The organism is Stieleria marina, from assembly GCA_007741555.1.
Classification (GTDB): domain Bacteria; phylum Planctomycetota; class Planctomycetia; order Pirellulales; family Pirellulaceae; genus K23-9.
Window position 1 is genome coordinate 773,076 of sequence record CP036526.1, and the last position, 22,974, is coordinate 796,049.

Below are 22,974 nucleotides of genomic sequence, written 5' to 3' on the forward strand. Positions count from 1 at the left end.
AATGCTGTAAATCCGCTTACCTATTGTGATTGATATTCGCTACGGTAACGCGTAAAGGCAGCGCGAGATTTTGCTTTCCGATCAGTCGACGTCGTAACCCATCGCGGTCAACTTTTCTCGAAGGATGCGTTTGGGGCGGTAGTCGCCGTGAACGAGTCGGATCTGTTTGGGTGGTTCATCCATCGACGCGACGAAGTCGATCAATCCGGCTTGGTCCGCATGCGCGGAATAGCCGCTGATACGATGGATGTCTGCGGCAACATCGTGTTTGCGACCTTGCAGGCGGACCCATTGGCTGCCACGCACGAGGTGATGTCCCGGTGTGCCGCTCGCTTGGTAGCCGACGAAAACAACGTCGGTACGTTTGTCCGATAAGAAACGCTTCAGATAGTTGACGACTCGGCCGCCCGTACACATACCGCTTCCCGCGATCACAATCGCAGGCAATTCATGCTTGGCCAAGTAATCCAAAGTCGATTTGTGTTCGCGGTGATCGCCGACGGTGACTAGGTTTTCGAAGACGAGAGGCTGTTCTTTGGTGCTGACATGGTGTTGGGCTTCGATCCTCCAGTAGTCCGACATCTCCTTGTAAAGTTCGGTGAAGCGTGATGCCAGTGGTGAATCGACAATGACATCGATTCGTTTTAGCAGCGTGCTACCTTGGGCCTTTTGGACTCGTTCAAAGATGCGGTTCAGTTCGTACAGCAGTGACTGCGTGCGTCCCAGTGAGAAAGCCGGAATGATCGTCACGCCCAAGTCTTCGAGCGTGTGGCGAATGACCTTCTCTAGGTGTGCTTCGCGATCGTCGGTCGTTTCGTGCAGCTTGTCGCCGTAAGTGCTTTCCATCACCAGCAAGTCGGCTTGGGGAGGACTGACGGGTTTCTTGAGGAGTGGGTCGTTGCCGGGGCCGATGTCGCCTGTGAAGACAACGATTTTCTTGCTGGGAAGTTTGACTTCAAAAATCGTCGATCCCAGTACGTGGCCGGCGGGGCTAAGCCGAATCTGGATGCCATCGTGGATCGCGTGCCACTTTCCGTAAGGCAAAGGAACTAACGCGCCATCGATCAAGTTCAAGAACTTTTTGATCAATCGTCGCGATCGCGTGAATCCAATTCGCAGTGCGTCTTCAATGACGAGCGGGACGAGTTTTGCCGTCGGTTCGCTACAGTAAATCGGTTTGTCAAAACCGGCGGCAAATAGATATGGCACACGCCCGATGTGATCGATATGGACGTGTGTCAGCAGCAGACTCTGAATCGGGTCGAGCGAAAATTCGATTTCAGGGTTGGGGTGTTTCTTGGCGTCGTCGCCTTGAAAGATGCCGCAGTCGACCAGCAAGCTTTTTTTGTCGTCGTATCTCAATTCATGACACGAGCCGGTCACTCCGTCGTAGGCACCGTGATGGATCAGTTTCATTGCGTCGACTTTGCGGGGCGATGGGGCGATCAGAAAAGGGTAGCAGGACCGCCGATGGGAACCAAGATACGGCATTTTGGCTGTGTTTTGCCACTTGGGACCAAACTTGTCACCGGACCGGCGATTTCATAACTGCGGGGGTAAGCGACCCAGAAACAATTCAAAACCAAAGGAATTCACGATGTCCAAGTATTATGTTCAATCCGGCACCATGCGTAGCGTTGTTCAAGCCGAATCCAGCCGACGTGCTGCGTTGTGGGCGGTGCACCAAGCGATGCAGCAAGTATTGCCGATGGAAGATGCCGACGGCGTCACGCCGCAAAGCAAGAGTGATAGCGCGGTCCAAGAGGGCGTCTCTGTCCTGTCACGAACGGTCCAAGTAAGCGAGCAGGGTTTTGACCGGTCCGATGCAAAGACGATGCCGACGTTAGAGGTGGTCAACGAGTGGAACGACTTGGTGATGACGCTGGATCGTTTGGAGCGAATGTTGCACCTGGCCAGCTAAGTCGCTGATGGCGTCTGATTAGCCTTGGTCGTTGAGGTAGCCGGCACTTGTCTGGAAGTAGCGTTGGCGGCGCGTGGATGATTGCTCTGGTTGCTCGCTGGCGGCCTTTAAATCATCCAGGTTGGCTTGGCAAAAACGACAACCGATTTCGTATAAGTGAAACCGAATGTAGTCGGCGTGTTCGTCTGGCAAAGTGCCCAGTACGAACTGTCCCAACTCGGATCGGTCGGGACAGGAGACGCGAGCACGACGCCACATGCCGCCGATGGTGTGAAGTCCCGCAGTTTCGCGGCCGCGGACTTCGATCAGTCGTTTGCGAAGCTGATCGTCATCGCGCAGTTGCTGCTCCAGTTCAGAGCACCGCACCGCGGAGAGGGCTTCGTCCAGAAAGGCAGCGAGTTCCGCATCCGTGAAGTTTGGCATGGTTCCAGGTGGTCCCGTCGAGAGGTTTCAGATTCGCAGAAAACCGCGAGCTAGGAACGATGCCTAGCCATCAAACTGCGCTAAACAAAGCGACACGTTTTGACCACCAAAACCGAAGCTGTTATTCAGCGCGTATTTGACTTTCGCCGGACGGGCCTCGTTCGGAACGTAATCCAAGTCGCAAAGTGGATCGGGGTTTTCGTAGTTGATGGTTGGTGGCAAGACACTGTCGCGCATCGCCATCAGGCACACGATCATTTCGGTGGCTCCCGCTGCGGCGATCAAGTGTCCCATCATGCTCTTCGTTGAACTGACGGGAGTCTTGGCAGCGTTTTCGCCAAAAACTTCTCGGCAGGCCAAAGATTCGACTTTGTCGTTGACCGTCGTGCTGGTTCCGTGAGCATTGACGTAATCAATGTCTTCTGTATTCCGTCCTGCGTCGGCGATTGCCATCCGCATGGCTCCGATTCCACCGTGCCCGTCAGGCGGGATATCCGTGATCCGGTACGCGTCGGCGGTCGTGCCATACCCGGCGACTTCGCCGTAGATGTGGGCTCCACGCGCTTTGGCGGATTCCAGTTCTTCCAAGATGACCATGCCGGCGCCTTCGCCGAGAACGAATCCGTCGCGGAGTCGGTCGAACGGGCGACTGGCCTTGGTGGGGTCGTCGTTGTTTTCGCTCAGGGCTGTCAGTAGATTAAATCCGGTCACACCGAACGGATGAATCATGCTGTGGGCGCCACCGGCCAACATGACATCAGCATCGCCGCAGCGGATGATCTCGGTCGCTTCGCCGACCGCTTGGCTGCTTGCGGCGCAGGCAGTCAAGCAATTGAAATTGGGACCCTGTGCGTTGAAAAGCGCGGCCATGTGGGCGGCCGGCATGTTGGGTTCTTGTTCCAGTTCGTTGATTGGGTCAAGGATTTCTACGCCGCGCGCAACGAATTTGGCAGCGTCGTATTCACCGTTTTCGAGCGCCGCAACCATCATGCGGCTAAACGTTTTGAAATCCTGATTCCCTTCGCCACTGCCCAGGTACACTCCCAGTCGCGTAGGGTCTTTGATGACATCCAGCACGCCGCTGTCGGCAAACGCTTGTTTAGCCGCACCGGCTGCAAAGCGAGTGTGACGGCCACGTTTCTGCCAGGCTTCGGCTGATTCGCCGGCTTGGGTGATGTCCCAGTCTTTGACTTCGGCACTGATTTTGGTCGGAAAATCACTGGCATCGAAAAGTGTCGTGTAGCCGACACCACTCTTGCCTTCTTGAAGGGCAGCCCAAGTCGAAGCAACATCGTGCCCCATTGGGTTGACCATTCCGATTCCCGTAACGACTACTCGGCGACGCATCGCAATGTCTCTTCGTTTGAGTGCCAAGATTAAATGTTTGTGTAAATCGGCACGGGATTTCCGTCCAGATCGACTGCGACATGAAAGAAACGCATCATTTGCAGCATCGACTTTAGATCGCCAGATTTGTAGAGCGGTCCATCCGTGAAGCGACCGGGTTCCAAGAACGCGAACATCAAATCGATCTCCGCTTGTAACTTGCCATCGCAGTGACTGACTCCTGTAACCGTCGCGCCGTCTTCTTGGACAGCGTCCATGGTGACACGGTACAGCAGTTGGTCGCCGGTGCGTGGCGGTTGATGGAACTTTGCTTTGCCGACTTTGGCCAGCACGACTCGTTTTTCAAACTGAAAGTGCTCGGCCACCATGATTCCGCCCAGCTGTGCCATCCCTTCGATGATCAACGTTGGCGGCAGCATGGGATATCCCGGGCAGTATTCGTCGATGCACTCTTCGTCCAAAGCGATATTCTTCAGTCCGCATGCATGCGAACCACTGACGAATTCAGTGAAACGATCGATCCAAAACCAACGCATGCGACACTACCACAGTTTTTATTTCTTCAAGGGATTGCGACCAATTCGATCGCTTAGGCGTTTTTGCTGAAAACACGACGCGTTTGAAGTGAGTTGGCGGCGAGCGGTTTGCTCGCCGGTACCGACTTCGGTTCGCTGGGCTCGACTTTTCCGTCCTGAGATCTCTTGCAACGAGATCTCTTTTCCAGACAGAGTCGAGTGTCGCGTTGAAGCGATTGATTTAGCCTTCCAGCTTGGCACCGACGTAGCGGCATAGATCGCCGACGGTCAGCAAGTTGCCGAAGTCTTGGACCCGTGGATTCTTTTCGAAGTTGGAAAGGTCAGCCCATGGCATGCGAGTTTTTAGTTCGGTCAAACCTTCCGCGGTGACGTTGCCGTCTTGGACATACTGATTGTTGGTCAGGATGTCTTCGGGCGAAAGTTCTTCGCGAGGGATGGTGATATTGAACGCCTTTTCCAATTTGAAAACGATGTCCAAAAAGTCGATGGATTCAGCACCCAGGTCACCCACCAAAGTGGCTTCCGCGTTGACTTCGTCATCATCAACTCCCAAGGCGTCGACAAGTGATTCTTGGACCTTGGAAAAAATTTCGTCTTGCGTCAGTGGCATCGAGAGGATCCTTGCGTGGATACGTGGGGTGAATTGAAAATTGTTTTGTAAGACATCGGCGCGTCGATCGACGCAGTTTAAGTTGCCGAGGTTGCAGTTGGCGAGACAGCTGGCTGGGTCAAGAACTGCTCGCCAAAGAGTTCGATAAATTGTTTTTTGCTACGTCGACGTACGTCTTCGTCTGTACCAATCCGCTCGGGATCATTGCTACCGCAACGTTCCAGAATCAGTCGCGCTGAGACGGTGACGCGGTCGCCTTTTCTGGCAACCGCTTTGACGGTGGTCAGTGGTCCGTCTTGTTTGATTGCTTCGGCTTGTACTTCGAGCGTTTCGCCGGGCACGAGGAAGTCGCCGAATTTGACGGCGCGAGTTTCTCGTAACAGGACCAGTGGGCTCTGAAAATTGTCTCCCGTACGAATCAGCCAGATCGCTGCTTGGTGCAACGCTTCCAACATCATCACGCCGGGCATCACGGCAAAATTCGGAAAGTGGTCTGCCAAGTATTCTTCGTCGGCGTGCATCGTCCTCTGGCCAGTCAGCGATTTGCCTGGCTGAAGTTCGATGATTTTATCAATTTGACAGTATTTCATTTGCCGGGTGAGTCCTTGGCCCGATGGCGTTGTCAGACACCGAAAACGCGTCCGATCGACTGACCGAACGCCTGAAACGGCATCTTGAACAACCGATACGATACTTTCCCCGAAAAATCCCCTCAACCGTACTTGCCTGGGTCGCCTAGCTGGCCCCGGGGCGAAAGATCGCCCAGACTGATCGTTTTGGCAAAAACGCTCAGACGTCAAACATTTGGATCTGGATTTGTCGGATTGATCACTGCTTCGGACGGCGGCTTTTGCCGTTCCATCCGCTTTGCTTGCACGATGACAAGCACGCCAGCGACTAGCAATACGGCTCCTAATACCCGAAGTGGCGATGCAGGGGAACGCGGATTTCCCAGCCAGCCGTAATGATCCAGCAAGATTGCGATTAGCGTTTGGCCCGTCATCACGGCTGCAAACCAAGCCAGAGAACCGACCTTGGGCACAAAAATCAGCGACGTCGTGACCATCACTACACCAATCGCCCCACCCAACCACGTCCACCTGGGCAGGCTGCTCGCCGGCGAAGTGAATTGTGGCGGAAACGCCCCTGTGGCGAACGACAGAGCCAGCAAGATGGCCGTGCCGGAGCCAAACGAAATCAGCGACGCTTGGAGCGGATGAGCAACATTCTGACCCAAATGCCCATTCACGCTGGGCTGGGTTCCGAGCAGGCAGCCTGCGGCCAGGCCGATGAGCACCGCGATGATGATAAGGCTGGGTGATGGCAAGCGATTAGCTTTGGGTAGCTGTGTCGAGCCGGCCAGGAAGATCGCTTGGAGGCGTGATCCGTTTTTGCGGACCCGCCACTTCGTCACCGATGTGCAGAATCTGATTCTTTTCGTCCACAAAGACCAACCGTGGCCGATGCTTGGGCACGTCGTCTTGGCTGACAAATCCGTAGGTCGCCAAGATGACTTTGTCGCCCGGGCGAATCAAATGCGCCGCGGCGCCGTTGGCACAGATGTCACTGGATCCTGCTTGGCCCGTGATCGTGTAAGTCTCCAGTCGCGTGCCACGCGTCACGTTCCAAACACAAACCGCTTCGTAGGGAACCATACCTGCAGCGGCCAACAATTCCGGTGGCACCGTAATGCTGCCTTCGTAGTCAACGTCAGCGTGGGTCACCGTGGCACGGTGAATTTTGGCTGACAACATTTTGCGAAAAGATGCGTTCATCGAAGTATCAGGTTTTGGAAAAATATCGAGCGCGAAATGTTTGGTCGCGATCTTTGGTGGCTCCGCGCCTTTGTGGTTTACCTTGAGTGACTCGGGATTCAAATGACTCTGGTTTCAAAAGACTCTGGGCTCAAATGGCTTAACGCGCTAATGGCTTTGGGCAGAGTCGACTTTGGCTTTTCCGAGGTACGGTTCCAGCAACGTTTTGGTTGCATCGTCATTGATCGCAAGTTTGCCAAACCCGCGAACGCAGCCCAGTTCCATAGCCGACTCTTGGTGTTCGTCGTAGTTGGTCACCAGCATCACCGGTATTGAATCGAACTCTGAGATCGCTTTGATCTGTTTGATCACTTCCATTCCATCGGTGTAGTCACGATCAAGTTTTCGATTGACGGTGATCAAGTCAACCTTTCGCTTGCGCAGCAATTCAATGGTGTCTTCGGCGCCGTGAGTTTGCACCGTGGATGCTTCAAAATTTGTTTTGACCATCTGGCGAATGGAATTGAAATCGGGACCGCAATTTCCACAGTCGACAACTAGCTTGGACATAATATCAAAAGGGTGGTGAACAAGACTCCACTGGCAAGGATAACGCTGAAGGCCAGGGAGGCAAGTCTATCGAGGGATCGTTTGTAAACGAGATGAGATGCAGGTTACACACATATTAGCTGATCGATAGGGCCGGCATACAAACGACGCTGCCGCAGCCAGAAAGACTGCGGCAGCGAGGTAATGTTGTCCCAACGAGCCGTTACAACCGTTATTCCTTGGCTTTGCCGATCGCAAACAGCTTGTCTTTGGTGCTGATGTAGATCGTTTCGTTGGCGGCCACGGGCGTGCTGTAGACACTACTGCCCATGTTGATTTCTTCCATCGGTTCTTTGTTGTCAGGACCGAATTCAAAGATCGACACGTCGCCGTCTTCGTCACCGATGAAAACGTGGCCATCAGCGATCAGAGGACTGCCCCAGCTTTGAGCCAACATGTCGTAGGTGAAATGAACGACCGGTTTGCCGTCTTTGCCTTTGGCATCCAAACAGTGAACCAAGCCCGAGAAATCGGCGATGTACAGCACGTCGTCTTTGATCGCACATGTTCCACAGCTTCGATGCATCTCTTCTTCAAAGTCGATGGAATCGTCACCGTTTTGGTCGAACAAACTGTAGTGCCAAACGACGGCTGAATTCGGATTGTCGACTGCGACTTCACCTTTTTCTTCTTCGACCGCTTGCAACCGTTTGTGAGCGATCGGCGTTCGTTTGTCGCCTTCGACTTTCATGGCAAGTTGCGGCGACACGTCACCACGTTTGGTCGGGTCGATGCACCAGAGGTGGCCTTCGCCTTCACCATGCTCGGGGTCTTGGCCCACGGCGACATAAACCATGCCTTCGTAGACGACGGGCGTCGCGATGATGTTGTTGCGAGTTCCTTCGCCGCCCAGTTTCCACTGAGAGGTCTTGGGGTTGGCGTCGAATTTCCATAGCAGTTCTGCTTTGCCGTCGGATCCGCCGTCAGCTTTGAAACTGTAGACGATGCCTTCACCACCTGCGAACAGAACTTGTGGGACACCTCCCAGTTCAGCAACAGCCGGGCTGGACCATTGACCGTGCAAAATGTTTTCGCCCGGCGACGCGTCTGTCCAGAGAACCTTGCCCGTGTTCTTGTCTATGCAGAAGAACGAAGGAGCTTTGGGAGCGGGCAGGTTGATGTGTGATTCGTCCAGTCCATTGCTTGTGTTGACGAACAGCAAGTCGCCGTAGCTGGTCACGCTGCAAGAACACATGTTGTGTTGGCTGGTGCCCAGTTCTTGCATCATGTTGAAGACCCAGATGACATCGGCATCGCGTTTGTCGTCGACACCAAGTGCTTTGTAGATGTTGATTCGCGGTCCCATCTGTTTGATCGTCAGGGTGCGATCGACACCACCGAACTTGCCAGTGGCTTTCCAAACTTTGCCAGCAGTGACGGCTTCGACTTTTACGTCCCCATCGACTTCTTCACCGGCTTCGGCCAGCATCTCTTTGACAGCGTCGGTCAGTTTGTTTTCACCCAGGGCAGCCAAGGCTTCCGCGTGGGCTGCGGCGGTGGGGCCAGCGTTCATGATGTCGACAACCAGGGCCGCTTCGTCTTTGACAGGACCGTCGTCTTCGCCGTCATAGAATCCATCGGAATCCAAACAGCGGACTTCGCCGCGGCTGGTGACGAACCACAATCGATCGCCTTCGACCAATGGAGCACAGCAAATCCCTTGAAGCGGCCAGTCGTGAACTCGGCCGGTGATCAGTTTTTCGCTGCTGTGTTGCCAGAGAAATTCGCCGCTGGCTTCGTCGAATGCCAACAAGCAGCCCAAGTCAACTTGTGATGGGTAACGCTGCAGGTGGCCGGCACCGTTGTTGGTCCCGACAAATACTTTTCCGCCAGACACGACCGGGTTGCCGTAGGTTTGGCTACCCAAGTTGGCGACCCAGCGAATATTTTCGGCTTTGGAGTCGTCCCAGTCGCCGGTCTTGCGATCAAATTTTCCGATGTCCCACTGCAGGGGCATGTTTTTGGCGTTGGGCACATTGTTCTTTAGGCGTGTGCCGCCCCACTGCGGCCAATCGCCACCGGAGCTGATCACTTTTTCTGGTGCCACAAAATCATTGATCCCGACCAATGTGGTCGCTGCAGCGGTGCTAGCGACGGCGACTTTGGAAGCAGCCGATTCGATCGATGCAGGCTTTTTTGAAACAGGCTTATTCGCAACTGGCTCCGTCGAAGGCGCTGACGATTCGTTGGCGGTCGTCACGGGGGTTTCGATCGGCGTGCCGGTGCCTGTTGTGATGTTGCTGTTGGCCGTGGTGGTGTTGCTGCCGTTAGCAGTCACATTACTGGCGGTAGCGGTCACGTTTGTCGACAGATTGACGTTAGTGCTTGCAGGCGGTTTGCAACCGCTCACAGCCATGGTGGCGATCGAGCCCAAAAATGCGGCCCCGAAAACGAGAGACCAAGCGGAAAGTTCTTGTTTCATTGGTTTGATATTGAGTAGGGAGAGATCGATTGGAGGTGGGGGGCAGATGCCCGGAATGGTTTTGGTGGCCGGATTGTTGATGGCCGGAATTGTGTGGGTGGCCTGGCAGCGATGATAGGGCTGCCAGGCCGAAACACTGTCATCCGCTTTTACTCTGGGGCATCTTTACTCTTGAGCATCGTTCGCGGTGACTTCGATGTTGTCCAGATACAGTTCCGCGACTTTCGCGTTTCCGTACAAGCCAGGGCTAGCAGCCAGATTGGGCGTCTCGTCTTTGACCGTGATGGCCCAATCCTTAGGTTCGTCATCATCGCGTGGCCAGACTTTGCCTCGCAGCAAGGCCGTTTGGTTTGGCGCATCGCCTTGGACATCGACTCGGAATTTCATTCGGTACCACGTGTCTTCCTTCCAAGGAAACGCGGCGATCGCACCGTTGTCGTTGCCTTTGGACAATCGCAGTTGAGCCGACCAAGTTCGCATTTGGATTTGTTGTTTTTGGCCCATCAGGTCCATCACGTAGCCCAAGTTGGTCAGGCCGATGTCCGCCAGTTGGTTGCTCATTCGCTTTCCGCGAATATCAGCAGCGATCGTGTAGCCGGTCAAATCACTCGGTCCCATCCACGCTCGGCTACGAGCACCTTTGGGGATGGTTGTGATTTTTGTCAGAGCGGGCGAACCGTCGACTGGTTTGATGATGTGCCGATAGCGAGCTCCGACCCATGATACCGGTGGGTCACTCAGTTCATCGAAAGTAAATTTCCATGGCAATGGCGGCACGATGCGAACGCGTGCTTCGCCGGTTACGTCGCCGACCTTGGCCGTGATGATCGCAGCAGTGTGAGCCGCGTCGGCGGGTGCTACGTACGAGTTGCCTTCGATCTTTCCGGGGCCTTCGACACTGAAGACGACATTGCTGGCGTCATCCAAATGTTGCCCGTTGGCGTTGAACACACGGGTGGAGAGCGGCAGTTTCTCGCCTGGTTTCAGAAGCGATTCGTTGGGCGTGACGATGATGGTTGCGATTTTCAAGTCTTGATCGATGGGCGTTTCGTCGCCCATCGAATCCGCCATCGACACGGACGTTTGAGTGGCTGTGTCGTTGCCGATGCAAAACAGCGTGTTGGTACTTTGGAAATACAGTCGGCTATCAGCAACGATGGGCGAGGCCGAAAATCCACAGTCACGAACTCGGCCTTTGCTAAGCACGTCGAACCCGTCTTCGGTGGGTTTGACGATTGCCCAGCGGCCATTTTCCGTGGTCACGTAAATTTTTCCGTCGGCATAGAGCAGAGCTGATCGTTGGCGACTGCCGACAAACGCTTTCTTTTCGACGATGACTTCGCCGGTCTTGGCGTCAAAGATCCACATCTTGCAACGGTCGTCGACCAAGTACAGTTTGCCGTCGATCAACACCGGTTCGCTGTAACCGGCGACCACGGCAGGTTCTTTCCACATCTGGCTGACCGAGGTGCCGCTACCGCTGCCGACGACTTTCAACCCAGCAACCGCTCCCATCACGTTGTTGTTGTCAACGTTTTCTTCGCTTTGACTGCAAAAGACTTGATCGCCCACAACCAGGGGTGTGGCAAAGATCCCGCGTCGCGACAGTTCGTATTTCCAAAGTGATTTTCCGCTGCGAGGTTGGAATCCCCAGATCGATCCGTCGCCTGCGCCCAGGATCAACTGACGCTGTCCATTGATGGTGACCAAGCTAGGAGCGGAGTAGGTCGTGTCGTAGGGCAGGTCCTTCGTGCCGCTGAACCAAATGATTTCGCCGCTCTTTTTGTCCATTGCGATCAAGCGATGGTTGGGTTTCGCTTTTTCGCCCCAGTTGATAATGATCCCGCTGATGATCACCAAGTCTTCATGAATGACGGGAAAGTTCGTACGGCCACCGTAAGTGCTGAGCATGCCGAACTGTTCGTGCAACGGAATCGACCAAATCACTTCGCCGGTTTCGCCGTTTAGACAGTGAAAAATGTCACAAGATCCCAAGGCATAAACATTGCCGGTTTCGGGATCACCGACGACACTGCTCCATCCAACTCGCTCGGCTGGTACGTCCGAGAGCCAGACGTTGTAACGGTGTTCCCAGATGTCTTTGCCGGTTTTGGCGTCGACACAGACGATTCGTTCTCCATCGCGAAACGTGTCAGCGTCAGCTCGTTGGATGGTGTATAGCCGACCGTTCATTGCGATCGGCGTGCAGGGTCCACCCAAATCGTCGCGTTTCCAAAGCAGATTGCTGCCTTCGCCGCCCTCGGGATCCCAGTCTTCGGGCAATCCCGTTGCGGTGGCTGTTCCGTCATAGCTGGGGCCACGCCAGTAAGGCCAGTCGGCGGTATCAGCGAATGCCGTTTCGCAGGTGCTCAACAACGCCGCTACCAACAAGGCCATCGCCAAAGTGGTTGGTGCCACACGGGCGGCGGTTCGTTGGAAGCCAGTGAAACAAAGTTGCATCGGTAAACTCTCAGGGAGGAAGTTGTCGGGGGAGTTTGGTTTGGTAGGTTCAATGTCGCGGCAAGATCGCGGCGGATCAATCGTCAAAGTCGTCCGCATCGCCGGAGACCGAATCTTTTAACACGGCTGAGGAGCTGTCGATTCGGTTCGATTGTATTTTCATTACTCATTTCACTGCTCGCATCATTACTCAGCCGAAATCGCTCAGTCGAAATATTCGTCTGCGGGATCAAAGTTGGGCGTGCAGAATATCAAGACTTGCATTTGCCCGATCGCCCGGTGGCGAACGCCGGGAGGAATCAGGATCGAAGTCATGGTTTGGATGGGGGTTCGCTGACCGTCGAGTTCGATGGCCGCGTCAGGTTCGCATTGCAAAATAACGTAAACCTCGGTGTGTTCTTTGTGATAGTGTTCACGTGCATCCTTGCTGATTTGGGTCAAATGAACAGTGCCGGGCGTTTCGTCGCGGTCCGCAAATGCTCGCTTGGCGATTCCGCAGGGGCACTCAACCCCAGGCAACGAAGGCAGGTTGACGATTGCCGCAGTCGATCCTTGAGCCGCCAAGGTAGAGTTGTTGGGGGCGGGGGTAGCGTTCGTGGGTGCTGAAGCACGGTTGATTGGCGAAGCGGCCCGTTCAGTCATTGGGGATGCTCATTGAAAACCGGCGGGAGTCTCACTCTGCCGAGGGGGGGCTGGTTTTCGGGAGGGGCAATTGTTGCAGCGATCACCTCGGTAGGCGACCAACACGACGAAAAAAGGTGGGATGGGTACAGACCTTACAGTGCTAGCAATCCAGGCCTTCAAAGCTCCGTTTTGGGTCCGTCTGTGCAGTTTATACCGATTGGTCCCGATGTGCCATGCGCGCATCCGGAACTAGGCGAATGACCCCGAAAACTCCGTGTTTCGGCATAATCGGTATTGCTTTCCAACGTGCAGAAATTCGCTTGGAACACTGATTGATCCAGTTGTTCACGTCGATACGTCTACAGCGTTCGAGTAGCTAAGTTCCCAACTCGTGGTTGTGAACCTGGCTAAACGAAAGAAGACCCAACGGGGATCGACATTGGATGTTGGTCTCCGCTGAGCAACCACTAAGTAGAGCCGCGTGATCTAAGTCCAAGCAGAAATGCTGACGGCGGGATGTGCGAGCTGAACGAAGTCGGCTGATCAAGTTCGCTTGATCTACCAAGTGCTCAAGACGTTTGAGGTCTGCTCGTCGGCAACTTCGTCCGACGACTGGATCTGAGCGTTGACCGCCGATTTGGTGAATGCGATTGCATTTGGTGTTTGCTCAGGAAACTACCCGCGTAGAGACACTAAGGGAGACGTGGTAACTATGAAACGTTCAATTTTTGCTTTGGCAATGTTGCTTGCTTGTAGCTTTTCGACACAGAGCTACGGATTTGATCTTTTGGATCGCATGATGGGTGCCAGCTGTGGATCGTCCAGCTGTTGCGACAGCGGATGTGCTGCTGGACCATCCTGTGGATGCGAATCGGCCTGTGGCGGCGGATGTGCTAGCGGCGGATGTGGACTGCTAGGTGGTGGATGTTCGGCTGACCCAGGTTGCGGCTGCGAAGCGGCAGGTTGTGGTTGTGCAGCACCAAGCTGCGACGGTGGCTGTGCTGCTGGCGGATGTGCACCTAGCTGCGACAGTGGCTGTGCAAGTGGAGCTTGCGGCTGTGGTGCCGCACCATCTTGTGGATGCGAATCGGGCTGCAGCAACGGCTGTGGCTTGCTGAGCGGTTGTGGTCTGTCGGGCGGATGCAAATCCGAACCAGCTTGTGGCTGTGAAGCTGCTGGCTGTGGCTGTGCCGCACCAAGCTGCGACGGTGGCTGTGCCGCTGGCGGTTGTGGTTGTGCATCGGGTCCAAGCTGTGGTTGCGAAACTGCTTCTTGCCTTAGCCCCAAAAAGAGCTGTGGCCTGTTGGGCAAACTGTTCGGCAAATCCAACTGTGGTAGCAACGGCTGTGACAGCGGATGTGCCGCTGGAGCTTGCGGCTGTGCCGCACCAAGCTGCGACGGTGGCTGTGCCGCTGGCGGATGTGGTTGTGCATCGGGTCCAAGCTGTGGCTGCGAATCGGCTTCGTGCTGTGGCTCGAAAAAGAGCTGTGGCCTGATGACAAAGTTGTTCGGCAACTTGAACTGTAAGCAAAGCAGCTGCGACAGCGGTTGTGCAGGTGGCTGTGCCGGTGGATGCGACAGCGGCTGTGCTGCTGGCGGATGTGCTTCGGCTGGATGTGGTTGCAACAGTGCTCCTGCTTGTGGCTGCGAAGCTCCTTGTGGCTGTGCAAGTGCTCCTGTTCAGTACTCGGCTCCTACAGCTGCTCCGATGCAAGCTGCTCCTGTTTACCAGCCTGCACCTGCTGCAGTTGCTCCTTCACACTCGGCACCACTGCCACCAGCACCGATTGCTGACCCAAGTGCCCGTATGATGACAAAGCGTCACATCCTTCAAGCAAGTGCTGAATTCGTTCGCTAAGAACGAATTCGCTCGCTGCTAAAGCAAGTGCATGGCACTACTGCTCTAGATGTGACCAACAAACGACCCGGCGGGGGAAACCTAGCCGGGTCGTTTTTCGTTTGCGCTGATGACTTGATAGCAACCTTTTCGTGTTGACGCCTGGCGTGCAAACCTAGTATTAGCAAGTGTTGAATTGCGGCCACGGAAGCCTTTTCGCCACGCTCTGCTGACGACGTTCTGTAGACGAAGCTCGGTAGACCACGCTCTGTAAATTCGCTCATGCCTAAAAATGTATTCTTCTCCGTTGGCGAACCCAGTGGTGACCAACACGCAGCACGTTTGATCGAACGTCTGACTGAGCACCAAACCGAAATTCGTACGCGAGGGTTCGGCGGACAAGCGATGCAGGCGGCGGGATGTGACGTCCAGCTGGACCTCACCGAGCACGCCGTGGTGGGAATTGTCGAAGTGATCCCCAAGCTACGGCAGTTCTTTCAGTTCGTGGACCAAGCCGAAGAGGTGTTTCGCAGCGAAAAGATCGATGCGGTCGTCTTGGTTGACTTCCCAGGTTTTAACTGGCACATCGCCAAACGCGCCAAAAAATACGGCATTGAAGTTTTCTATTACTGCCCGCCGCAGCTCTGGGCGTGGGGTGGATGGCGCGTCCGCAAAATGCGTCGCACGGTCGATCATGTGCTGGCCGTGTTGCCTATCGAAGAAACTTTTTTTTCACAGCATGGGATTCCGACGACGTATGTTGGCCATCCGTTCTTTGATGCGGTTCAAGAAAAGCAGCTCGATCAATCGTTGCTCACCGCGATGCAGCAACAGTGTGACCAAGGCGATCATCTGGTGGCGGTGCTGCCCGGTTCGCGAGGCCACGAAGTCCGCCAGAATTGGCCCATCATGCTTGAGTCGATTCGTCGGCTGACCAAAGCTCACCCGCGTGCTCGTTTCCAAGTAGCCGCTTACCGTGAGCAACAGATGCAGTGGTGTCGTGATCAGATGACGCCGCAAGACGAATCGCTGCCGATCGACTTTTATCTGGGAAAAACCAGCGAAGTGATCGAAGGATCGCGTTGCGCGATGATGGTCAGTGGGTCAGTTAGTCTGGAGATGATGGCACGTCGAAAACCTGCGGCGGTCATCTATCGCGTCGGGCGGCTGCTCTATGGTTTTGCCAAATGCGTGATTGGTGTCGACAGCATGACGCTGCCCAACTTGATGGGGCCCAAAAAGGTGTATCCCGAATTGGTTTCGGTAGGAAACCCTGAGCCAGCTGTTGAGTTTCTGTGCAACACAGTGCACGCGATGCTGAAGGATGAATTCTATTACCAAAGCAGCCTGGTGCAGCTGAATCGATTGTCTGATCAACACGCTCAATGTGGTGCGACCACGCGAGCAGCTCATTGGATCGCGGATCGCGTCTGCCCGGCAGACTTGGGCGTTTCTCAATCAGTGCCCACTCGCAACGCTGCCTAGCGTTTACTGCGACGGTCGGCATAGGCACGGCTAGGTGGCTGGCCCTGGTGTTTGGCCTCGGCGGCGTGATAAATTCGTCTTTGCTGGGAAACCAATTTGGCCTCGGATGCGTATAAGGCCAGGTTAGGGTTGTTTTTGCTAAGCAAGTCGCCGTTTTTTACGCTATCCACGAAGTTTTTTGATGTCGATCGATTCAGATTCTAACCTGTCAGCCATGACGACGATGTCGGCCGAAGCGGGGTTTGACGGGAGCGATATTCAGGCTCCGATTCGCATTTCGGGTTTCCTCTGTTTGATTTTGGGCCTGGCCAGCGTGGGTTCCTTTCTGGCAATCGGGATGTTGTTCATTCCCTTTTTCGCGATCGCATTTGGCCTTTATGCGCTCCGCCGCTACAGTCCGCCCAAACCCGTGGGGGTGACGGCGGCCTACTTGGGTGTTTTGCTGGCCGTCGGTTTTGGAGCATTTGGACTCGGTGTGCCTCTGTTCAAAAAGCACACGCTGGGAAGTCAGGCCGAGCAGTTTGCAAGGGACTACATCAAATTGGTTTCGATGGGGCATGATTACTATGCCCTTGAACTACAAAAAGAACACTTCAATCGGTTCCTGCGTTCGATGCCGCTGGAGGAACACTACGCGTCAAATGAAGTGTCCAAAAGAGCGTTAGAAGACTTTCGCCAAGACGGGCTCAGAGACTTGTTGGTCGCGGCGGGACCGGATGCCGAGTGGGAATTGGATCGGCCGATTCGTGTCTTTCACAGTTATGGCCGCGACAATGCCGATGTCGTTTTGTCCAACGAAGGGCCGACTGGTGCGCGACTGATTCGAGTGCTGTTGGAGAGCAACGTTTCCGAGGCAGGCGATCTTCAGTGGCACGTCAAAGTGTTCCAGCAGTATCGTGAACGAATCGTTGCCGAAACGGTCATGTAGAGATCAGCGAAAATCGCGTGTTCGCAATTTCAGTCCGTCAACTTCGTCGGACAAATCCGTGATCCGGCCAACGATCACGTGGATCACGCCTTTGCGGTTTTCCAGTTTGCCGTCGACCAACCAGGCGTTGCTGATTTGAGCGATCTTAAAGAACCGCTCCCAAACTTTGGCGAACATGACCAGGTTGATTGAACCGGTTTCATCTTCGATGGTGACAAACGTGATCCCCTTGGCTGTGCCGGGACGTTGACGCATCAGCACCAATCCGGCAACACGGACGTGGCGTCCATCACGAAGATCCGGCAACTGCGCCGCCGTGACACATCGCTTGCCGGTCAATTCGCGCCGTGCAAACGAAATCGGATGAGCTTTTAGGCTCAATCCCTGCGTGCTGTAGTCGGCATAGACTTCTTCCAGCGGTGACATTGGAATCAATCCGTCGGGGACCGCTTCGGCGTCGTCGACCCCGTCCAGCAAAGGCGTGCAACCGGGCGACTGTTCCTGTGCCAGCGACTGCCACACCGCCGCTCGGCGATCGCTTGCCAGGGAACCCAATGCGTCGGCGTCAGCCAGAGTGGCGATCGTAGATTTGCTCAAACCAGATCGCATGGCCAATTCGTTTACCTCCGAAAAAGGCCCGCCGCTAACTCGCTGCGACAACAACCGTTCGGCGTCGGTACTGCGTAGTCCTCGGATCGTTCCTAAGCCCAGTCGAATGGCAGGTTGCCGTCGATTGCGATCTTCCTCCAATGTTGATTCCCAATCGCTATGGTTCACATCGACCGGGCGGATGCGAACTCCATGCTGTTTGGCATCGCCGACTAGCTGTGCGGGCGCATAAAAACCCATCGGCTGGCTGTTAAGCAGCGCCGTGCAAAACGCAGCCGGGTAGTGGCATTTCAGGTAGCACGATGCATAAACCAGCAAAGCAAAACTGGCGGCATGTGATTCAGGAAAACCGTATTCACCAAAACCACGAATCTGATTGAAAACATGTTCGGCAAACTCGTCGGACAGACCGCTCCGCTTCATTCCATCCAACAACTTCAGGCGGAATGCATCGATCATGCCCGGTCGTCGCCAAGCTGCCATTGCACGACGCAATTGATCGGCTTCGCCCGGCGTAAAACCAGCAGCGACGACGGCCAATCGCATCGCTTGTTCTTGAAAGATCGGAACCCCCAGCGTCTTTTCCAGCACGCCACGGATTGCATCGTTGGGGTAGAACGCCTTTTCCGGGTTCTCACGCGCCTGCAGAAACGGATGCACCATGTTGCCTTGAATCGGGCCGGGACGCACGATCGCAACTTCGACGACCAGATCGTAGTAGCAGCGCGGTTTCAGTCGCGGCAACATACTCATCTGTGCGCGGCTTTCGATTTGAAACACGCCCATCGTGTCCGCTGCACAAATCATGTCGTAGGTTGCCTTGTCGTCCGGGGGAACGGTGGCCAGCGAAAGCGACCTGTGGTGATGCTTGGCGATCAAATCAAAACAGCGGTGCAGGGCAGAGAGCATTCCAAGCGATAGCACGTCGACTTTCAGAATGCCCAGTTCGTCCAGGTCATCTTTGTCCCACTGGATGACGGTCCGGCCTTCCATCGCCGCATTTTCGATCGGGCAAAGTTCGCACAGGTTGCCCGCCGTCATCACCATGCCGCCCACATGTTGCGAAAGATGTCGCGGAAATCCCACCAATGTTTGGACCAAGTAAACGAATCGCTTGCCCGTTTCGCTCTTGGGATCAATGCCGCAATCCAGGCATCGATCATCCATGTCAAAAGTGCGAGAAAAACTGTGCGCCATTTTTGCCAACGAATCAATCGCGTCGGCCGAAACGCCCAGCGCCTTGCCGACTTCGCGAACGGCGCTCTTGGGGCGATACGTTGTCACGGTGGCCGTCATGCCCGCGCGATCGCGACCGTACTTTTCATACAAATACTGCAGCACTTCTTCGCGGCGTTGATGTTCAAAGTCGACATCGATATCCGGGGCCTCGTCACGTTCGCGGCTCACGAATCGCTCGAACAGCAAATCCGTCTGGCTCGGATCAATATTGGTCACGCCCAGGCAATAGCAGACCGTGGAATTAGCAGCCGAACCGCGTCCCTGGCAAAGGATACTGCGTTCTCTCGCAAAACGCACCATGTCCCAAACCGTCAAGAAATATGCTTCGTAGTGCAGTTCTTCGATCAAGCGGATTTCGTGTCGAATCGATTCGATGACTTTTTCGCTGACGCCATCGGGCCATCGTTGCTTGGCTCCCTCCCAAGTCAGACGTTTTAGATGTTCGATCAACGACATTCCCGGCGGCGCCATTTCAACAGGATACTCGTACTTCAATTCAGCAAGCGAAAACTGACACCGCTCGGCGATTTCGACGGTCCGTGCTATGGCGCCGGGAATGTCACGGTACAGATCCGCTATTTCATTTAGCGATCGCAAGTGTCGCTGGCTGTTGGCAAAACGCTGCTCGTGTACATGGTCGATCGTGGTGCCGTTGCAAATGGCGGTCACGCAGTCGTGCATCAGCATCCGCTCGGGGATGTGGTAGTGCACGTCGCCGCTGGCTACCAACGGCACATTGTTCTTCAGCGACATTTCACGCATGGCGGCAATGTGTGATGCATCGTCCACGCCACGATGGACTTCACACATCAGGTAGCCGCGATCTGCAAAGACGTCGCGAAACCGCTTACGCAAAAACCGAGAAGTAGACGGATAGGCTTGTTCGCTGGTGGTCAATAAACCGGCGATCATTCCGTCGGAGAACTCAGCAACGTCATTCCAGCTCAATTCGCAACTGCCTTTTTCACAGCGCAGCCGTCCGCGTGAAATCAATCGGCACAGTCGGCCATAAGCAGCTCGATCGGTCGGCCACAGCACGATCGGTGGCGCATCGGTTGGATGAACTTCGCTGCCGACGATGTACTTGAATTTCAGGTCTTTGGCGGGACCAAATCCTCGAACCACGCCTGCGACACTTTCCCGATCTGTCAGCGCAATGCCGCCATAGCCAAGCTTGGCAGCTTGGCGGACCAGTTCATCGGGATGCGACGCACCGCTTAAAAACGAAAAGTTGCTTTTGCAGTGCAGTTCGACGTACTGCATAGGGGGGACCGGATCAAATCAATGAATTCGTGCTGCTTGCTGAATCGTACTGCGTGGGACGACGCGTCGATGCGATTCGTTATCGGGCGATCGTATTTAGAGCCAAGCCGCGTGTCACGTCTGGTCATCAGGAACCGCAGGACCGATGTGCGGCTTTGTATACCCAACGGCTCGATTGCTATTGATCGGCGAAAGAAACGAATCGCCAGGATCGTACTTCTCAAACTTCCAGCCACACCAGCGTAGCCAAAGTATCACGAGCGCCGACCAGTAGTGCATGCTCAGTAGCGTGATAGGAACCATCGGGATCCCCATCAGTCCCACCGGAGACTCGCGACTGGCCATTGCGAACATCAGAAAAATCAGAGTACCGCAGATCACGCAACCCGTCCCCCAGATCATCCGTCCTTGGTCACTCTGCGACGATTGAGATGCCATCGTCTGCAGTCGACCCCAAACATGAAACCCCACCGTCATCATTAGCATGGAGGCTGGAATCAAACAAAGTGCACCGGCGAGCTCAAACTCGCTCGCTTGGGTGATCGCCAGCGTCAGCGCAATGGATGCCGTCGCATCCATGACATCGACGATGCCGAGCGGTCGTCTTGCGACCGCGTACTTTCCCCAAGCCAAAGCCGTCCATCCGCGCCGATACTGGATGAAACCTGGAATCGCGAAGGGGACGATCAGCAAGATGCCTGCCGGTTCAATATCGTTTCGACTGAGAACGACGATGTTGATGAATCCGAATATCGTCGCGTAGATCAACGCCAAGCGAGCAGTGAAAAGCCAAGGGCACGATGCGATCCAGAGCAGCGCGAAAAGCACTGACACGTAGACGAGTGACCCAATCCATGGAGCCAGGATCATCATCAGGCGGTCGTTGTCGCTTAGCCAGGGATACAGCAAGGTGAAAAGTGCAGACGACAGCCACGCGAAACAGATCACTCCAAGCAATCCCAGCACTTGGCTGGCGACCGAATGAAACTTTCGGTGGTTGCCGGTAAATAGGCGTTCCAGCAGCCAGGTCGAATAGAGCGGCGACCCGTCGGATTGCTGTGATTGGTTCATTTGTTTTGACACCCAGGCATGGCACTCAGATATCAAACTGGGCGAACCACCACACGCGAACCTTGTTTGCCGATGACTTTGACGCTGACACCTGGGTCGACAAAATCGCCTTCGGTCACCACGTCGACCACATGATCGCCGAACTGCATTTTGCCGCTCGGACGCAAGGCTGAAAGTGTCTCTCCGACGTCGCCGGTTTCGACTCTTTGCCAACCCGGCAGCATTTCTTCACTGTCGATATCAACCGCCGCGGCACCGCTCAACGCCACCTGCGGTTTCAACGTGAGTCGACTGAGTCCCGGTATTTCGCCGATGTAATTGGCCAGCAGCATCAGGGCGACCAGAAAGCCTAGGAAAGCACCCAGCACGGTAAAAGCGTCCATGCCAAGGCTCGCTAAATCTTCGCTCGAAGTTGGCAACAAAACGCGCCGTGAAGCCATGACCAACGAACCAAGTGTTAGCGCCAGTCCGCTGACACCTGCGACACCGAAACCGGGAATCACAAAAATCTCAGCCGCGATAAATGCCAGTCCAATCGCAAACAGCATCACTTCCAACCAACCCGCAGTCCCGCCCAGGAAACGACTCCAAAAGAACAGCCCAAAACACAAAATCGCCAACAGACCGCCAACGCCCATTCCTGGTGCACCTAGTTCGATGACCAAAGCAATCATTCCGATCACCAACAGTAAGAAAGTGACGAATCCCGAATTAAGCACCAGCACCAACGTATCAACCCACGTCCGCTTCTTGATGGGAATCGGAGACTGCACACCCAGCGCGTCGGCAAGCTCATCGCGGCTCTGGATCGTTTGATTGGCCATGCCAAGTTCCACCGCGCGGCGACCATTGACGGTAAAGAACATCTCCTTGCCTGCTTCGCGAATCGGTTTGCCCTTATTCCACTGGTCGGCGTCCTTGAGCGTTTTCCATTCCTTGTCGGAAATGTATCGCACACGCCCGTCTACTTTATGCGTCGCCTCGAACACGATCATGTCTTTGTCCGACATTTTCTCCGCCAGTGTTACTGGGCGACCGGTCGCTTCGGCGGTGTCACGCGCTTTTTGAGCCACGACGCTACGGCTCTTCGCTGGCGTGTAACGAAACGCACCGTCTTCGCCCATCACGATTTCGCCGGCGTCGCCCATCCGCGCGCCCGGCAGCATGATGATTCTGTCGCAGGCAAGTGATATCAACGCCGCACCACTGATCGCATCCTTTTCGATGTAGGCTACTGTCTCGACGTCTTTGGCGTCCAAGATCATGTCCATCATCTCGAACGTGACGCTGGTAAAACCGCCAGGGCTATGAATGTCTAAAATGATGACGTCAACATCCGAATCAACCGCCTCTTGAAACTTGCGTTTCAGCAATGCACCACTTAGTGGATTGATGTCTTCGTGAAGTTCGATAATGACCGCGCGGCGGTTTGTGGGACGCGGTTTCGCTTCCCCATCCTTCGCATCGCCCTCGGCGACATCTTGGGATGGCTTTGGGGCCACCTGCGTTTCGGCGGGATCTTGGGCATTTAAGAAAGCTGGCGCGGTTGCAATCACACCAGCAAGCAACAATGCAACGATACCAATAATGCGTAGTAAGCTGTGGCGTTTCATGGGGGGCCCAAATTTCGATCAACAGGTGATCATCCAGTTTAGCACCCAATGCGAGCACATTGCGATGGTGTCTTGTAGCATGCGGTTTGTCTAAGGAAATTGCATGCGAGAGAGCGTCGTAAAGCAGGCTATTACTTCTCCCAATAGTTCTTCACATCGCGGAAACGTCCCTTTGGCAGCGTACCATTGCCGCCGTTAGTTGCCCCACTACGCGAAACCATCC

General features: G+C 54.9%; 20 protein-coding genes. 3 read left to right on the forward strand and 17 right to left on the reverse strand.

The window, feature by feature from the left end; all coding sequences use genetic code 11:
- Positions 1-81: 81 nt before the first annotated feature.
- On the reverse strand, positions 82-1,416 hold the full coding sequence (locus tag K239x_RS02820) for an MBL fold metallo-hydrolase RNA specificity domain-containing protein (protein WP_145416159.1): 1,335 nt from the start codon (positions 1,414-1,416) through the stop codon (positions 82-84).
- Positions 1,417-1,597: 181 nt separating this feature from the next.
- Here K239x_RS02820 and K239x_RS02825 point away from each other — a divergent pair, with 181 nt between their 5' ends.
- On the forward strand, positions 1,598-1,921 hold the full coding sequence (locus tag K239x_RS02825) for a hypothetical protein (RefSeq protein WP_145416160.1): 324 nt from the start codon (positions 1,598-1,600) through the stop codon (positions 1,919-1,921).
- 18 nt (positions 1,922-1,939) lie between these two features.
- On the opposite strand, the gene K239x_RS02830 is transcribed toward K239x_RS02825, so the two are convergent.
- The 13 genes from K239x_RS02830 to K239x_RS28225 form a co-directional block, all read right to left on the reverse strand.
- The gene (locus K239x_RS02830; protein ID WP_145416161.1) at positions 1,940-2,344 is read right to left on the reverse strand and encodes a hypothetical protein; all 405 of its coding nucleotides are present in this window, start codon (positions 2,342-2,344) and stop codon (positions 1,940-1,942) included.
- A 63-nt stretch (positions 2,345-2,407) separates the two neighbouring features.
- Entirely contained in the window at positions 2,408-3,697 is a 1,290-nt protein-coding gene (locus tag K239x_RS02835; RefSeq protein WP_145422073.1) for a beta-ketoacyl-[acyl-carrier-protein] synthase family protein, read from the reverse strand.
- Positions 3,698-3,720: 23 nt separating this feature from the next.
- Positions 3,721-4,227: a 3-hydroxyacyl-ACP dehydratase FabZ family protein gene (locus tag K239x_RS02840; protein WP_145416162.1), complete on the reverse strand. Its 507-nt coding sequence runs from the start codon at positions 4,225-4,227 to the stop codon at positions 3,721-3,723.
- A gap of 220 nt (positions 4,228-4,447) precedes the next feature.
- Positions 4,448-4,837: an acyl carrier protein gene (locus K239x_RS02845; protein WP_145416163.1), complete on the reverse strand. Its 390-nt coding sequence runs from the start codon at positions 4,835-4,837 to the stop codon at positions 4,448-4,450.
- A 77-nt stretch (positions 4,838-4,914) separates the two neighbouring features.
- Positions 4,915-5,427, reverse strand: a complete 513-nt coding sequence (locus K239x_RS02850; RefSeq protein ID WP_145416164.1) for a 3-hydroxyacyl-ACP dehydratase FabZ family protein — start codon at positions 5,425-5,427, stop codon at positions 4,915-4,917.
- 206 nt (positions 5,428-5,633) lie between these two features.
- On the reverse strand, positions 5,634-6,164 hold the full coding sequence (locus K239x_RS02855; protein WP_419189596.1) for a DMT family transporter: 531 nt from the start codon (positions 6,162-6,164) through the stop codon (positions 5,634-5,636).
- Between the two features lie 4 nt (positions 6,165-6,168).
- Complete coding sequence (gene panD, locus K239x_RS02860; RefSeq protein ID WP_145416165.1) at positions 6,169-6,612, reverse strand: aspartate 1-decarboxylase; 444 nt, start codon at positions 6,610-6,612, stop codon at positions 6,169-6,171.
- Between the two features lie 147 nt (positions 6,613-6,759).
- A complete protein-coding gene (locus K239x_RS02865) occupies positions 6,760-7,161 on the reverse strand; it encodes a response regulator (RefSeq protein ID WP_145416166.1) in 402 nt (133 codons plus the stop codon).
- A 211-nt stretch (positions 7,162-7,372) separates the two neighbouring features.
- The gene (locus tag K239x_RS02870; RefSeq protein ID WP_419189597.1) at positions 7,373-9,622 is read right to left on the reverse strand and encodes an outer membrane protein assembly factor BamB family protein; all 2,250 of its coding nucleotides are present in this window, start codon (positions 9,620-9,622) and stop codon (positions 7,373-7,375) included.
- Positions 9,623-9,787: 165 nt separating this feature from the next.
- A complete protein-coding gene (locus K239x_RS02875; protein WP_419189598.1) occupies positions 9,788-12,082 on the reverse strand; it encodes an outer membrane protein assembly factor BamB family protein in 2,295 nt (764 codons plus the stop codon).
- A gap of 204 nt (positions 12,083-12,286) precedes the next feature.
- Positions 12,287-12,724: a cupin domain-containing protein gene (locus tag K239x_RS02880; protein WP_419189599.1), complete on the reverse strand. Its 438-nt coding sequence runs from the start codon at positions 12,722-12,724 to the stop codon at positions 12,287-12,289.
- A gap of 753 nt (positions 12,725-13,477) precedes the next feature.
- Complete coding sequence (locus tag K239x_RS28220; RefSeq protein ID WP_419189600.1) at positions 13,478-14,332, reverse strand: hypothetical protein; 855 nt, start codon at positions 14,330-14,332, stop codon at positions 13,478-13,480.
- A 68-nt stretch (positions 14,333-14,400) separates the two neighbouring features.
- Positions 14,401-14,523, reverse strand: coding sequence for a hypothetical protein (locus K239x_RS28225; protein WP_419189601.1), 123 nt, complete (start codon positions 14,521-14,523; stop codon positions 14,401-14,403).
- A gap of 302 nt (positions 14,524-14,825) precedes the next feature.
- Between K239x_RS28225 and lpxB the strand changes: the two genes are divergently transcribed.
- Positions 14,826-16,028 carry a lipid-A-disaccharide synthase gene (gene lpxB / locus K239x_RS02890; RefSeq protein ID WP_145416168.1) on the forward strand — a complete coding sequence of 401 codons (1,203 nt, stop codon included), beginning with the start codon at positions 14,826-14,828 and terminating at the stop codon, positions 16,026-16,028.
- Positions 16,029-16,209: 181 nt separating this feature from the next.
- Complete coding sequence (locus K239x_RS02895; RefSeq protein WP_145416169.1) at positions 16,210-16,956, forward strand: hypothetical protein; 747 nt, start codon at positions 16,210-16,212, stop codon at positions 16,954-16,956.
- A gap of 3 nt (positions 16,957-16,959) precedes the next feature.
- Here the strand turns inward: K239x_RS02895 and K239x_RS02900 are convergent, their stop codons facing one another.
- The 3 genes from K239x_RS02900 to K239x_RS02910 all read right to left on the reverse strand — a co-directional run bounded on the left by K239x_RS02900 (position 16,960) and on the right by K239x_RS02910 (position 22,751).
- Positions 16,960-20,067: an error-prone DNA polymerase gene (locus tag K239x_RS02900; protein ID WP_145416170.1), complete on the reverse strand. Its 3,108-nt coding sequence runs from the start codon at positions 20,065-20,067 to the stop codon at positions 16,960-16,962.
- Positions 20,068-20,181: 114 nt separating this feature from the next.
- Positions 20,182-21,138: a hypothetical protein gene (locus tag K239x_RS02905; protein ID WP_145416171.1), complete on the reverse strand. Its 957-nt coding sequence runs from the start codon at positions 21,136-21,138 to the stop codon at positions 20,182-20,184.
- Between the two features lie 32 nt (positions 21,139-21,170).
- Positions 21,171-22,751 (reverse strand): NfeD family protein, encoded by a 1,581-nt coding sequence (locus K239x_RS02910; RefSeq protein WP_145416172.1) that lies wholly within the window; start codon positions 22,749-22,751, stop codon positions 21,171-21,173.
- Positions 22,752-22,974: the final 223 nt, after the last annotated feature.